Below are 13740 nucleotides of genomic sequence, written 5' to 3'. Positions count from 1 at the left end.
CCCAAATTCCGTGGGGCGCCCGCCGGGCCGCTCACCCCCGAGCCCCGAACAGTGCCGAACCAACGCGAATATGGCTGGCGCCAAGCTGGATCGCGGTTTCGAAATCGCCGCTCATCCCCATGGAGAGCCCGCCTTCGGGCGTACCCGTCAGCCCATGGTCATCGGCCAGCTTGGCCAGCAGGGCGAAGAAGGGCGCGGCCTCGATATCGGCGGGCGGCACGCACATCAGACCGGCCAGCGGCAAGTCGAGCTGGCGGGCATGGGCCAGCAGAGCGCCCAGCTCGGCAATGGCAACGCCGCCCTTCTGCTCCTCGGCGCCGATGTTGACCTGAATGAAGCAGGGGATGCGGCGCCCGACCTTGTCCATCGCCCTGGCCAGAGCATCGGCCAGGCTGATGCGGTCCAGAGCGTGAATGGCGTCGAACAGGCTGACCGCCTCTTCCGCCTTGTTCGACTGCAACTGGCCGACCAGATGCAACTTAAGGTCAGGCGTGGCCTCACGCAGGGCAGGCCATTTGGCAGCGGCTTCCTGCACGCGATTCTCGCCAAAGACGCGCTGGCCGGCGGCGATCAGCGGCGTGATCGCCTCGGCGGCATGAGTCTTGGAAATGGCGATCAGCGTCACATCGGCGGCTTTGCGATGGGCGATGCGGGCGGCGGCGTCGATGCGGGCGCGGATGTCGTCGAGCGCGGGATGAGTCTGTGGCACGGTCATGGCCGCGTGCTATAGCGCCGCGATGCGTCAATGCCAGCCCCTTGCGCCTTTCGTCCTGCCCTGCATGTGGCTGGTGAGCGATGCGCGCAACGATGCCCTGCTGGAGCGCGCCATCGCCCGCCTGCCACGCGGCAGCGGGCTGATCTTCCGCCATTACCACCTTGATGAGGCGGCACGGCGCCAGCGGTTTGCCACGCTGGCCCGGCTGATCCGGGCGCGGGGCGGGCTGGCGGTGCTGGCCGGATCGATGGCGCAGGCGCGGCGCTGGGGGGCCGATGGCGCCTATGGCGCGGCGCGGCTGATCGCTCCGGGGGGGCGCGGGCTTCGGCTGGCCACCGCACATGGGCTGCGCGAGATCGGTCAGGCAGGACGAGCGCGGGCGGATGCCGTGCTGCTCTCCCCCGCCTTTGCCACGCGCAGCCATCCGGGCGCGGCAGTGCTGGGCACGCTGCGCTGGCGCCTGCTGGCCCGACAGGCGAGCGTGCCGGTGATCGCGCTGGGCGGCATGTCGGCCCGGCAGGCGCGGCGGCTGGGGGCTCTGCACTGGGCGGCCATCGACGGACTGACGGGCGCCGTGCGGACCGGGCGCGATTGACGCCCCAAAAATTATGTCGATTTGGTGTTGACGCCTGAAACCCATGCGATTAGAGGCCGCCTCCACCGAGACACACTGCCCTGTCGTCTAATGGTAAGTTCTTGAACGAACGTTATTTTTCAACATCTTAGTTTGAAAAAATGGTGCGACTTCGCAGCGTTTTCGCGTCGAAGTCGCACAGGGCAATTTTCTTACAATGCAAGCAGTGCGCGAAGCGAACGCGCCACGAATTTGGCCGTCATGCCGTATCCGCGCTGGGGCGTGGGATGGCGGTTGTCGATGTAGCGGCCCAGCGGGTTGCCGACCTCCCAACTGACAAACAGGCGGGCGAAGTCGATCAGCGGCAGATTGTTCGCCAGCGCCAGATCGCGGATCACCTGCACATATTGCCCCTGGGTCGGATAGCTGGCGAGGTTGCTCGGGAAAGGGATGCCCAGGATAACATCCGTGTTCGGCTGCAATCCTGTGATGATGGCCTGCATATTGGCGCGGAAGGTCGCCACGGGCACGCCAAGCGACCAGTCATTGATCCCCAGATTGACAAAGGCCGCGACCGGTTTGATCGCCTGCAGCGTCGCCAGCGGCGAGCGGCTGTTGGTGGTGGCCGCCCAATCTACGCTCGACGATCCGGCCTTGGCCATATTCGCCAACATCACCTTGGGCACGGTCGAATTGCGCAGGGTCATCCCCTGCACGCGCGGCGCGCCGGCAACCTTGGTGATGGTCACCGTCTCGGTTCCCAGCGCCTTGGTCAGGGTGGAGAGCGTGATATTGCTGGGGGTAAGCACCACATTATTCACCGAGCCCGAGCCGAACTGAACCCCCACCGTGCTGGCCGTACCGCCGCTCGACAGGATCAGGTCGAGCTTGTCATAGGGCTTGGTGTTCGTGAAAGTCAGCGCGCCCGTCGCGGCATCGAGCGAGACCGGATAACCGCCCACTGAGAAGTCACCACCAAAGCCAAGCCCCGCCCCCAGCGTTAAGCGCGGGTCATAGGCGGGAAGATCGGATACCGTGGAGGTGCTGATCTGGTTGCCGTACCAGCCATTCTCATCAATGGCCATGTAAGGCGATATCAGCGGCAGCACCTTCCATGGATAGGAGTTCGTCTTGAGGTCGCCCGCCCCGCGCGTGCCCGCCATGGTGCTGTCGCCGATGAAGGCAAACAAGGTCTGAGTGAGTGCAACGCCGTTTTCCGCATCGAGAAGCGCGTTTGTGAAACGCGCGACCAAGTTGGGGTCTAGGCGCTCTCCACCGAACTGATTTGCGCCAGCGATAAGGAATCTCAGCGCTGTCGCAGCGTTACCTTGGGCAATCGGATCAAATCCAGCTATCATCGCGCGCCTCCTCAGCTCAGACCAACGACGACAGAGCCATTGCCCTGCACAGCCTTGACCCAGCAATGCGCAGCATTGCCGCCCCACAGGCCTCCGCTGCCTTCCACTTCAACGCCGACATCGGCGGTCGGCTTGCTGGCAGATGCGGTGTAAAAGACCAGAATAGGCAGCGATCCCTTGTTCTGCACCCAGGACTGCACCCCAGCCATGGCCGGGTACTGCGCCGCCAGATCGACCCAGTCGCTGGCACTTACGGAAATCAGGGAACCATAGGTGTCCGACATGGGATCAATCCTTCTTGGCTGGCTGGCCGGTGTCGCTCACGGCAACGCCGGCATCGATCAGGGCTTGGGCATCCTGATGCACTTTGGCGAGGCGCCCGGCGGCGTTGGTGAGTTTGTCGAAGTCGAGCTTGGAGACGGCAACCATGTCGGCAGGTCCACCGGGTCCGTCATGGATCGAGGCAGCACGATCGGTTCCGGGCAGATCGGCGTGGCCGGGGCGACCGCCAGCGGCTTCGGATGCTCGAAGCACCCCGCCAGCAGGATGAGCAGCAGCATAGGCGTCGCGCGCCGCGCGCACCTTCTCGTAATAAGGCTGGGCGTCATGGTCGGATGCCTTTGCGATGGCGGCAGATCGCGCCGCCGGTTGATGATTCACAGCGGCCTGCGCGGCAGCGGCCTTGGGCTGGGCCGCCTTGATCTGCGCTTGTAGGTCGGCCAGCGCCTTTTCGGCGGCCAGCGCTCGCGGCTGCCAGCCTTGCAGGTCGATCAGCGTCCAGCGGATCGGCCCCAGCTCAGGACGAAGGATCAGGCCGCCGATACGGATAGTCTGCACAGCGGCCACCATGAGCACCGCAGTAAAGGCAAGCCGCCACAGATCGCTGAACAACCATTTAGCTGCCTTGGCGGGAACTGCCGCTGCCGGTGCGACCGCATCGAGCGCATCACCGATTAGGCTCATGCTTGCTCTCCTAATTGTAGATGATTCGATGGCTTCACCGCACCCGCCGTCTCGGCTAACAATTGCCCCCGGCAAGGGACAAATTTGCAATCATGGCAGATGCTTTCAATGCGCCTCAGCAGACGATCGATTGGGCACGCGAGTCCATAAGGCTGGGGGTAGAAGCCTGCGCTCCCTACTTGCAGAATGATGCGTTCGCCACAGTGGTCGAGGTGGATCGTGAGACCGGCGATGAGGTTCACAAGGTCATACTGGCCAATCCGCCGACCCTTGCCATCAAGGGGTATTTTTCCAATGCCGTGACTGATCTTCGGCATTCCTTCGATCAGTCGCTGTTCGCTGCCGCGCAGATTTGCGGATGCGTTAAGTTCGACCAGAACTTTCCCTGGGCTGATAGCATCGATGGATTGACGGGCATCATCAACAAGAGACAAATCAAGGAAAGCAGCAGGCTCCCACAACACATCGTGGATGAGATACTCCGGCACGAGCCATACGCGGCTCGACCAGGTGCGCCCGGCGGCAACAATTTTGTTAGGGATGTCGCCAAGATGGCGAACAACAAGCATAGCATCGGGCTCACCGCATCCGTCACGATCAGTCAGGCTGCCTTCAAAAATGTTGTCATTGAGGGCCCCGGCTCGTTCCTCAAGCCGTGGGACCCTGTGAAAAAAGAAATTGAGATCTCTCGCCTCCGGCCGGGAGGTTCGGTATCTTATGACAATCCCCGTTTCACCGCGCACGTATCCTTTGAGCATGCTGGCCTGATCGGCAGAATGTCCGCTGCCGGTGTAGCGTTGCAGTTCGCCGAGAAGGCGCAGGCTGTGCTTGATGGCCTCAAAGCTGCATCCCTCCGTACCGTTTGACCGAGCAGCCGCGGCCATCATGCCGCATCCTTCATGCAGATGGCCCGCTCACGCTCGCGCCTTGCGGTCAGCCCGGCGATAACGCGCCCACCGGCCCGGTTGAACGAGAGCAGCGCATCGCAGGCCTCGTGGATATGGCCGGTGTTGATCTTGCCCGGGATGCTGGATCGGCAATAGCCCGCCACGCCGACATTGTAGGCCAGCGAGACCATGGCGATCCGCACGTTATCACGGCGATACATGCCGACTTTCAGGCCCGGCGTGCAGTCCATCACGCCCTTGGCATGCAGCACCAGCGCATCTTCCAGGCGCGCCGTGCACTGCGCTGGCGTGAAGCGCATCCCCGGCTTGATGTCGCGTCCGGTCAGGCCATCGCAAATGGTCGGCACCTTCACCACATCAAGATAGGCCGTCAGATACTGCGGCCCGCTGATATGCTGGATCGTGGCCGTGCCGTCCTCGGCGACCGACACGGAAACTTTGCGCCCGCTTTCCTCTCTGGGTGTCAGGGTGAACAGGCCAATCGCAGATGCCACGCCAACCAGCGCGGCAAGGGTGCCCTTTTTCAGGTTCTGGCGGCCAGCATCATTGGGCTGGGTCTGCGAAGTCTCAGGCATCGGGTTTACTCCCTTGCTTCCACAGGCGCAGCACGGTCGGCAGCGCAAAAACGGCAAAGCCCACCAGCGCACCGGCCAACGGTCGCCAGAACTCGGGCACATAGGCGATCAGGCCAAACACCTGCTGGGGCGAGGCCATGGCCCAGCCCGCCACCACGCCCGCCCCAGCAGCAGCGCGCACGCTCCACCAGCGCCACCACTGGCGGGCATCATCGACAAAGCGGGATCGCCAGTTATTTCCCATTGCGGCGGTCCCTCGCTTCTTCGGTGAGAAAGGCGACATTGGCGTCAATCCGCTCGATCCGGGTCGAAAGCGTATCCACGCGCGGCTCCAGCAGCTGGAGCCGTTCGGTGTGGCGCTGCACATCGTTTGAGAGTTTTCCGGCCACATAGGCGCCGGTCACGGTCGAGCAGAGGATCGAGATGATCACGCCCAGCTCGGCAATCGTCAGCTGACGCCGCACATTGTTCTCCAGTTCTGGGGTGTCGGAAGGCTCGCTCATCGCATGTCCACCGAAAGCGAGCCGTTGCCCCACTGGACGCCATTGGTGCCGTTCACCTGCACCCGGCCCAGCTTCGCACCAATGTTGCTCGATATGTCGACCCAGCCTGTATCGAAGGTCTGAAAGCCCGCCGCCACCGCCGAAACGATCGAATGAACCTCGGGAAAATTCAGCATCCTGAGTTGCAATGTGCCGCCAGCAACCCCGGTGTTGATGCTGATTTCCCCACGCATACGGATCTGGTTGGCCGCGATCTCGACCGGGGCAATCTGATAGTCCGAGGACACATCCTGCCACGTGCCGTTGCTGGTCAGGCCCACTTCACTGAACCGGTCGAACACCTGCCATGCATGGATAGCCATGGCGATGGTGCCGGCGCCCGTGGTCAAGGGCCCCTTGGGGGTAACACCGCCGCCCGGGCTCAGCGTCTTGTCGCCGAGGCGCAGATATGAATTGGTCCGCACATCCAGCAGCGGGCAGTTGGCAAGCCCGGTGGAATAGGCATCGACGATCAGATTATCGATGAAGATCCGGGATGCGTTCACCCCGTCGCCCTGGCGCAGGAAGGTACCACCAGCCTCGACGCAGTGTAGGTTGCTGATCTTGAGCGACACGTCCTGACATTGCAGATCGAAGAAATCCTGCGTGGAAATCGGCAAGCCGAAAGCAGGCCCCTGCTGGCAGATCAGGTTCGCAATCTGCGCACGGATAATCGCCCCGCTATCGGCCACGACGCCGCGCTGGTTAAGGCTCAACTGAAGATTGTTGATCTGCGCATTGAACAGGCTGTGCGTGTTCTCAAGGCATGTTTCGCTGAACAGATAGATGCCCACGCCCGCAAAGACGATCTCAAAGCCATCGATCATGATGTTGTCGCAATAACCGCAATCCCACGCATGGGAATTGATCAGATCGGTAAAGCGAATGCCGTTCGACATATACCACAGCGGGCGGTAATGCAGATTGGCGGCATAGATCGTGTCATTGGCCTTTTCGATACGCAGGCCGTTGCGCAGGCCGCCAAACCACACATCGCGCAGGACCAGCTTCGTCCCACCTCCCGATGCCTCGGTGTATGAGATGATCATGTCCGAGGTGCAGTTGAGGAACAGCACGTTTTCAACAAGGCCATGCGACGCGGTGATCACCACATCCCACGGCCAGATGATCGGCGACCATGGTCCGGTGCCGGGTATGTACTGATCGCGCATAAAGTTGACGTTGAGCAGCGAAAAGCCGTGGCCCACAAACCGCAGCGTCGCATTAACCGGATCGGTGGATTTCAGCCACGTCCCGGTCTGGGCCCATTGTTCCAGTGTGGCGGTGTCACCCGGATAGGTGCAATGGCCGGTGCCGATAATCCGGATGCCGTTGCCGATGAACAGCCCCCTGGAGAGCCAATAGTAATTGCCGCCTGCCGGGATGACGAGATCACCGCCTCCAATGCTCGCAAGATAAGCCAAGGCCCTCAAGGCGGGCACATAGTTATCGGTCAGACCGCCATCGGCCTTTCCGCCGTAGTCCTGAATATAGACCCGCTCGCGGGCCTTCTCCAGCATGGTCCGCTTAACAGCCCCATCGCCGCCCTGCATGAATGCGACCAAGGATCCGCCCGCCACCGAGGAAGCCAGATCAGCGCGCAACCCCAGATCGGCGCCGGTGCCGTTTGCGGGTACGGGCTTCCCGGTCGCATCTCCGGCATAGAACATCCCAGCGAAGGATTCGCGGGGAAGCCGCGTAAACCCCTTATCCTCACGAAACTGCAAAAGATCACCGTCGATCAGACCAGTGAGGTCAAGCTGCGGTGCGGTGCTGCCAATCGGGACCTGCAAGACACGTGATGCCAGATCGTCTGCATCGCCGCGCAGCTCCTGCGCGATAAGCATCAGATAATCGAGGCCACCCTCCATCTGGGGCGTATCGACGGGCTGGTACTTGGGAAATCTGCGCGTCTGGATCAGTTCAGATCGCCGCACGATACGATAGATGGTGGCGGCGTCCTCGACAGACAGGGCCTTGATCCAGCCCGCGCCATTGGCACCATCCCCGCCCAGCGCATAATTGTCGTCGAGATCGAGTGTGGTGACGGTGCCATCTGATGTGGTCCGCGTGACCACCAGATCGGACGGGGTTAGCCAGATGACATCAGTCAGCGCCTCCTGCGCCATGGCCGAGCCAGGGCGATAGGCATGCCGCGTAACTGTAGACTCAATCGTCATGCCCCACGCCATCCGGCCATGGGGGTGCCATGGCACGCTGCGCAATGGGGATTTGCCTACGTCCGCTTGCCCGCCGACCTACCGCCTTTTCTCGAATTTGGCAACACCGCGCTCAATGCATCATCTGCGGCTCGGCAGGCTTGCCGATGGCATTGCCCCAATCCGGCGCGCGCATGGGCTGGCCATTGCCTGTCACACTGCCCGGCGGCGCCCAATATCCGCTGCCCTGTTCCTGCGCATAGCGCTGGGCATCCGCATAGGACCGGTTGTAACTTTCGTTGCTCCATTCGGCGATGAAGTCGCCCAGCAGCCGCTGATATGCCGCCCGCACATAGAACAGCGACAGGCCGGGCACTTCCGGCTCCACCGTCTTGACCAGATCGCGCGCGAAATGCGGCTGCGCCTTGGGATCATCCAGCGCATATTTCTTGAAGGCTTGCACAGCATTGCCGGCGACCAGCGTGTTGACGTTGTTCACCGTCTGCGCCGCCGGGCCCAGCAGCGTGCGATAGAATCCGCCGCCCACGCGATCCGTGCTGCTGCCCAGCAGATCGCCGAAGATGCCAAGGCCACCACCCTGCAAGGCCGCCGCCGCCCAGAACCGCGGCGCCCCGCGCGATGTCATCGACGCCATATCCTGCGGGTCCTGACCCTTGGCCAGCGCCTTGAGTTGCAATGACAGCGCGCCGCCCAGCGTCGTCAGAGCGGCCAGCGTCAGGCCATATTTCCAGCGCTCGCCGCCGGTCACCTCCATCATGCGGCCACCGTGCATCATCAGCACAGACAGGGGAAAACCCTTGAACAGCCCCGCCGTCCGCACGATCTCGCCTGCCCATGTGCCCTTGGGCGCCAGCGAGTTGAGCATGGCCCGGGTGCGCAGGTCCGGTTCGGGCACGGCATAGCCGACCTCCCCGGTAATCATCCGCATCACATCGTCGGCCAGCTTCTGGCCGCCTTCGCCCTTGGCTATATCCTCGGGGAAGAACCAGTTCGTTCCGCGTTCCTCGCGCGTGGGCGATGTGCGCAGCATATCCCAGCGCGCCCGGTCGATGTCATAGCGCTGCAAGGTCCGCTGCAAGGCAGGCTCAAGCTGCCCGAAATCCCGGCTGCGCATCTGGGTCAGGAATGACAGCGTTTCCATGCTGAACGCCATCTTGGCCGCCTCGGTATGGCGGGCAAGGCCCGAGGCCTTCAACACACTCTCGGCTACGCGGCGGCTGATCTCATGGCTGAATTCCTCGCCGGTATAGCGCCATTGGGCGGAAGAGGCATTCGTCCATTCATGCGAGACGAGGCCCAGGCGCGCGGCCAGCTCGCGATCCTCCATGCTGCCCGGCAACATCAGCTTCACATATTGGCCCAGCATCTTGGCGGCGGGTAGCCCGTCAAAGCCTGCCGTGGTGATCATCGTGCCGAAATCGCCCCCGCTCGACAGGACGGCCCCGCCCAGCTTGGCGGCGCTCTGCTGGGCCTTCAGGATCGAGAAGCCGATGGCGATGCTCTTGTTCTCCGGGCGGCTGAAACTCCCGGCATATTCGCCATAGAGCCGGTTGAGCTGCCCGCGCGCGCCGCCCGCCCGGTCAATGGCCTTCTGATCCATGCTGGTATGGGCAGCCTTTTCGAGCCAGTCACCCTGCCAGCGGATCGAGGCAGCAGGGTTCGGCCCCAGCCTCTCCATCGCCGCGATATCCCGGCTCATGCGCTCCACATGGCTGATCATCGTGTCAAAGGCTGTCGCCGATCCGCCGAAGCGGTCGGCATATGCGCGCCATGCATCGCCATTCGCGAAATGCAGGATGCGATGCTGCTGGCCCTTGCTGGCCAGAGAACCGGCATGGATGCTGCCCGCTTCCGTCTTGTTCCAGCCATCCGTGGCGATGGTCTCATACATGCCATCCAGCATGGTGGACAGGCGATCATCGCTCAGCGGCAGGCCGGTTTCGTAATCCAGCATCGATTCGCGCTTGAGCAGGCCGGGACTTTCTCCGTCACCCATCAGGAAACCCTTCCAGGCATCTACCCCGGCCTCTCGCAGGGCACGGCTGTCATGGGTCTGCGGCAAGGCCCAGCTGTCCAGCTTGGCAATGGCGCCCCCGGCAGCGTTGAAGCGGCTGCGCAACCATTCCGCGGTCTGTCGCCAACCATCGGCGATCTCACGCGCATTGGCATCGCCGGTATCGTTGCCGTGCAGTTCGTCGACCACATCGGACAGATCGGACCGGTTGCGCACCCGCCCCAGAAAATCGCGGCGATGGTTGCTCAACAGCCCGTCGATCATGGCATAGGCCTGCCCCCGGATCGCCTGCCGGTGCAGATCGAGGTCCTGGATTTCGCGATGGGCTGCGCCGGCGTTGAACGGCTTGCCCTCTGCCACCTCGGCCCGGCGCCTCCCCAGCCATGCACTTTGCGCCTGCGCCTGCATCAGCGCCGCGCGGATCTTCTGCTGGTGTGCAGCGTCCAGCGTCTTGATGGCCCGCTCGCTGGCCTCTGCCGCCGCTGCCATGGGCGGCATGCGATGTTTGAGCTGCTGGAAATGCAGGTCATACAGCCGCTCAGCCTCCTGCGCATTGCCCTTGCGGATGCGGCCCTCGGCCACCAGCCCCTCGATACAGACTGACAGGGACATGGCTTATTCCTCCGCTTTGGGTTTGGGCATCGGCACCATGCAGCTGCGCATCGTGTCCAGATCCTGTTGCGCCTGGTCGTACTCTTTCAGCAGATCTGCGAGCGTCTGCTCGGGCCCTTCATCATCCAGGCGGAAGGTGGGCTGATCGGCGGCATCGAACAGGCCAAGGCCCATCGTGCCATCCTGCGCCTGTCCAGTGCGGTTCTCGCCGCGCAAGGGTGCATCGGCCTTGAGCTGCGCTTCTTCCCGCGCGCGCTCGATACGGGCGGGATCAACCGCATCCTGCGCATCATGGATCAGGCTTTCGGTCTGGGCCTTGATCGCCTCGCCCTCGGGATCGAGGAAGCGGGTGCGCTCCGCCTCGGGCAGATCGCTTAGGTGTGGCCCCGGGTCTTCAGGCGCTGCATCAGGTCCGCCGCGTGCGCCGCCCTCGCGCGCAGATGTTCCGGAACCCTCGGGTCCGCCGCGTGCGCCTTCGCCCGCGCGATCCGCTCCGCCAGATGTAAGTTCGGTGTCGAAGGGGATGTCGTCAAAGCCATCATCTCCAATTGCGGCGCGGACATCAGCGGCGCGACTGTTGTCAAAATCGGCGATAGCCTGTTCGAAGGCGCCAGCCACGCTGCGGTCTGCCCCATGCTCATGCCACAAATCCGTGGCCCGGTCGATAATCCACGGGTCGATTTCCGACCTGATATCGTCAACGCCCAGCCAGTTTGCCGCGAAATCCTGCATCTCACGCTGCATATGGGGTGGCAACTGGTTGAACGGGTGCGGGCCATTGGGATCAAGGCGCGAATCCGGCACGGGCTCAGAACCCCATTGCGCATCGAGGCGCGCCGGATCGGGCGCCGGGGCCTCGGCCAGCGGATAGCGATCCTTGCCATCCAGCAGGCGCTGATCCAGAAATTCCAGCACCTCACGCACCGTGGGCCGCGCGCTGTCCCGCCCGGTCAGGTAACCGCCCTCCCATAGCTTTTCGCCCAGCCTGTCGATCGACATGCCCGAATGGCGCAGCAGCGGCCCATTGCGCCGCGTCATCCGCTGCCAGTCGCGCGATCCCGTGCGCCGCGCCGCCTCGGCGGATTTGATCTGTTGGCGGTTGAGGCCCACCTTTTCCTCAGGCGGCAGGCTGCGCAGGCCCAGCGCGTGCCCCTCATTGTCACGAATGCCGCCATTGCGCCCGATGAACTCCAGCACATCCTCCGGTCCGCTCATGGGCGCCGCGGCGCGCTGAAACTGGCCGGACTTGCGCTGGGTCAGTCCGCCTTCCGCGACCAGCGATGTCAGGCCCTGCCGGATCTGCGCTTCGCTCACGCCCAGATCCTTGGCCAGCTTGCCCACGGCATTCAGACTCTGCGACCGGTCGGCAATCACCTCGCGCAACTGGGGCAGAATCGCCAGCACCTCGGGCGCGGGCGCCTCGGGATCGAGAGCGCGCGGCTCAAGCGGCGCCGGCACCGATGCATCAGGAGCGGCAGGCGCCGCATCAGGACCGACCTCCGGTACATCAACCGGCACACCGCGCGCATCGGCGGCCAGCACATCGGCCACCGGTTGCGTCTGCCCCATCAGTGCAGCCCGGCGCTGGGCGATATCGAGCCGCCCGGCATCAAGGTCGCGCTGCATCTGGGCATGCAAAGCCGCATCCACATCGCCACCATCGGTAGCCAGATCCCGCAGTTGCAGGCCGTCTCCGCTGGCCCGCGCGACATGGCCGCTGCCGCCCATCTTGCGATCCGCCCAGGCAAGCACATCGCCCGCCGTCATCTTGGCAAGGAAGGGGTTGGCCTTAACGGCAGCATCGCCCATCACCTTCCCGGCAGGCGTATCCGGTGCCGCCTCCAACAGGCCGCGCCCGCCCGCTTCCCCGGCGAAATGCATCGCATAGAGCTTGCCCGGCGTGACGGGCTCCCCCATCTTGCGCAGGATCGAGACATAGCTCTGGGCGGCATCGCCCAGCAGCACATCCTGCAAGCGCCCATCGGTGCGCTTGGCCAGAATTTCACTGTCGCTCAGCCCGGCATCGCCAAAGCGCGCCTTGAAGCGCGTGAGCCAAGCGCCCTTGGTGAACTGAAATTTGCCGAGGGCGGAGGACAGCGGGCGCCCCGTAGCCGGATCGCGCGGCACCGCCCAATTGCTGTTACCGCTTTCCACTGCGCCCAGCCTGCTGGTGAAGATTTCCACCGGATCGCTTGGCACCGATCCACTGCTGATCGCGGTGGAACGCCCCAGCGCCGCCGCGCGCGTCACCGGGCTGCGCGTAGAAGGGTCCTGCGCAAGGATACGACTCACGGCATTGGACAGCGCCTCGCGATGGGTGGCCATGCCCGCACCATTGGCGACGAAGGGGCTGGCAGCATCGATCTGCCCCTCGCGCCGCAAAACGGCGGCGGACGCTGCCTCGCCCCCGCTGTCGGGTGAAAGGCCCGTGATCGCCTGTGCGGTATCGGCCAGCAGCCAGTCATCCACCGACGCGCTGCCGATCTTGGCACTTGCCGTGATGCGATCCTGCAAGCTGGTCGGCAGGCGATCCCAATGCGTGGCCACGGCATTGCCCAGCCCTGCCGCCACACCATCATAGGCCTTGCCCACCAACGGCCCGGCCTTTTCCGCGCCCACCTTGGCCCCGTGGGCGACAGCGCCGAAGCCAGCGCCGATCACCGGGGCCAGCGCCATATTCTGCGCCGCCTCTCCCAACGTGTAATCACGCCCTTGCGCCTTGCGCTCGCCCGCCACCATCGGTTGCTGCACAGCACTGATGACGCTGTTGATCACGGCATCGCGCGCCATGGTGCGCACAAGGCCGCCCGCCGCGCCGCCAAAGGGCAGTGTGCCGACATTGATCGGGTCCGTGAACCCTGCGCCCAGACTGCCGATCAGCCACGGCGTCCAGCCCGTGCGGCTGACGGTGAGCTGGTCGCTCTGCTGGCGCGCGCGCATCTTCGCCTGCCACTGCGTATCGAACTCGCCCTGTTGCTGCGGCACATTGCTGAACAGCTTCGGGTCGCGTGCCTTGGCCGCCTGCACATCCTTCCAGATGTCCTGCTCATTGACCTGACTGCCACTACGCGAGGGGTAGATATACTTCTCGACTGGATTGCCCATGTCGATCAGCCCTGAGGCAAGCGCCATATAGGCCGCCTGCCGCTCATCCTGCATATGCCCGGACTGATCATCGCGCCCGGTGCGGAAGGTAGCCGCAATACCCTGCAGGAATGTGGGCTCGGGCAACGGAGCGTCCGCCCCCTTCGAGGCTGGCAGGGGTCTATTCAAGGCCGGAATTGCAAATGGCATTTATC

12 protein-coding genes are annotated in these 13740 nt (G+C 63.8%); 1 reads left to right on the top strand and 11 read right to left on the bottom strand.

The genetic code is table 11. The features are described 5' to 3' along the window. Positions 1 to 31: 31 nt before the first annotated feature. Entirely contained in the window at positions 32 to 715 is a 684-nt protein-coding gene (locus ABDW49_RS02140) for a YggS family pyridoxal phosphate-dependent enzyme (RefSeq protein WP_343609387.1), read from the bottom strand. 22 nt (positions 716 to 737) lie between these two features. Here ABDW49_RS02140 and ABDW49_RS02135 point away from each other — a divergent pair, with 22 nt between their 5' ends. Further along, positions 738 to 1310 carry a thiamine phosphate synthase gene (locus tag ABDW49_RS02135; protein WP_343609385.1) on the top strand — a complete coding sequence of 191 codons (573 nt, stop codon included), beginning with the start codon at positions 738 to 740 and terminating at the stop codon, positions 1308 to 1310. Between the two features lie 191 nt (positions 1311 to 1501). Here ABDW49_RS02135 and ABDW49_RS02130 read toward each other — a convergent pair whose 3' ends face one another. The 10 genes from ABDW49_RS02130 to ABDW49_RS02085 all read right to left on the bottom strand — a co-directional run bounded on the left by ABDW49_RS02130 (position 1502) and on the right by ABDW49_RS02085 (position 13672). Beyond that, on the bottom strand, positions 1502 to 2542 hold the full coding sequence (locus ABDW49_RS02130; RefSeq protein ID WP_343609383.1) for an SGNH/GDSL hydrolase family protein: 1041 nt from the start codon (positions 2540 to 2542) through the stop codon (positions 1502 to 1504). Positions 2543 to 2658: 116 nt separating this feature from the next. Then, on the bottom strand, positions 2659 to 2931 hold the full coding sequence (locus tag ABDW49_RS02125) for a hypothetical protein (protein WP_343609382.1): 273 nt from the start codon (positions 2929 to 2931) through the stop codon (positions 2659 to 2661). 4 nt (positions 2932 to 2935) lie between these two features. Then, positions 2936 to 3610: a hypothetical protein gene (locus ABDW49_RS02120; RefSeq protein WP_343609380.1), complete on the bottom strand. Its 675-nt coding sequence runs from the start codon at positions 3608 to 3610 to the stop codon at positions 2936 to 2938. Further along, the gene (locus ABDW49_RS02115; protein ID WP_343609378.1) at positions 3607 to 4497 is read right to left on the bottom strand and encodes a hypothetical protein; all 891 of its coding nucleotides are present in this window, start codon (positions 4495 to 4497) and stop codon (positions 3607 to 3609) included. Before ABDW49_RS02115 ends, ABDW49_RS02120 begins: the two co-directional genes overlap by 4 nt. After that, positions 4494 to 5093: a lysozyme gene (locus tag ABDW49_RS02110; protein ID WP_343609376.1), complete on the bottom strand. Its 600-nt coding sequence runs from the start codon at positions 5091 to 5093 to the stop codon at positions 4494 to 4496. Before ABDW49_RS02110 ends, ABDW49_RS02115 begins: the two co-directional genes overlap by 4 nt. Next, positions 5086 to 5337 (bottom strand): hypothetical protein, encoded by a 252-nt coding sequence (locus tag ABDW49_RS02105; protein ID WP_343609375.1) that lies wholly within the window; start codon positions 5335 to 5337, stop codon positions 5086 to 5088. Before ABDW49_RS02105 ends, ABDW49_RS02110 begins: the two co-directional genes overlap by 8 nt. Continuing rightward, positions 5327 to 5596, bottom strand: a complete 270-nt coding sequence (locus ABDW49_RS02100) for a hypothetical protein (RefSeq protein ID WP_343609374.1) — start codon at positions 5594 to 5596, stop codon at positions 5327 to 5329. The genes ABDW49_RS02105 and ABDW49_RS02100 overlap by 11 nt, the downstream gene beginning before the upstream one ends. Then, positions 5593 to 7827, bottom strand: coding sequence for a hypothetical protein (locus ABDW49_RS02095; protein ID WP_343609372.1), 2235 nt, complete (start codon positions 7825 to 7827; stop codon positions 5593 to 5595). Before ABDW49_RS02095 ends, ABDW49_RS02100 begins: the two co-directional genes overlap by 4 nt. Before the next feature lie 100 nt (positions 7828 to 7927). Beyond that, entirely contained in the window at positions 7928 to 10441 is a 2514-nt protein-coding gene (locus tag ABDW49_RS02090) for a hypothetical protein (RefSeq protein WP_343609371.1), read from the bottom strand. 3 nt (positions 10442 to 10444) lie between these two features. Beyond that, positions 10445 to 13672 carry a hypothetical protein gene (locus ABDW49_RS02085; protein ID WP_343609369.1) on the bottom strand — a complete coding sequence of 1076 codons (3228 nt, stop codon included), beginning with the start codon at positions 13670 to 13672 and terminating at the stop codon, positions 10445 to 10447. Positions 13673 to 13740: the final 68 nt, after the last annotated feature.

The organism is Novosphingobium sp., from assembly GCF_039595395.1.
Lineage (GTDB): Bacteria > Pseudomonadota > Alphaproteobacteria > Sphingomonadales > Sphingomonadaceae > Novosphingobium.
This window is presented reverse-complemented; position numbering and strand designations above follow the sequence as displayed.

What these genes read in the sequence shown, in the direction of transcription:
- ABDW49_RS02140 (WP_343609387.1), bottom strand. Translation starts at nt 715, where the DNA reads ATGACCGTGCCACAGACTCATCCCGCGCTCGACGACATCCGCGCCCGC.
- ABDW49_RS02135 (WP_343609385.1), top strand. Translation starts at nt 738, where the DNA reads ATGCGTCAATGCCAGCCCCTTGCGCCTTTCGTCCTGCCCTGCATGTGG.
- ABDW49_RS02125 (WP_343609382.1), bottom strand. Translation starts at nt 2,931, where the DNA reads ATGTCGGACACCTATGGTTCCCTGATTTCCGTAAGTGCCAGCGACTGG.
- ABDW49_RS02120 (WP_343609380.1), bottom strand. Translation starts at nt 3,610, where the DNA reads ATGAGCCTAATCGGTGATGCGCTCGATGCGGTCGCACCGGCAGCGGCA.
- ABDW49_RS02115 (WP_343609378.1), bottom strand. Translation starts at nt 4,497, where the DNA reads ATGATGGCCGCGGCTGCTCGGTCAAACGGTACGGAGGGATGCAGCTTT.
- ABDW49_RS02110 (WP_343609376.1), bottom strand. Translation starts at nt 5,093, where the DNA reads ATGCCTGAGACTTCGCAGACCCAGCCCAATGATGCTGGCCGCCAGAAC.
- ABDW49_RS02105 (WP_343609375.1), bottom strand. Translation starts at nt 5,337, where the DNA reads ATGGGAAATAACTGGCGATCCCGCTTTGTCGATGATGCCCGCCAGTGG.
- ABDW49_RS02100 (WP_343609374.1), bottom strand. Translation starts at nt 5,596, where the DNA reads ATGAGCGAGCCTTCCGACACCCCAGAACTGGAGAACAATGTGCGGCGT.
- ABDW49_RS02095 (WP_343609372.1), bottom strand. Translation starts at nt 7,827, where the DNA reads ATGGCGTGGGGCATGACGATTGAGTCTACAGTTACGCGGCATGCCTAT.
- ABDW49_RS02090 (WP_343609371.1), bottom strand. Translation starts at nt 10,441, where the DNA reads ATGTCCCTGTCAGTCTGTATCGAGGGGCTGGTGGCCGAGGGCCGCATC.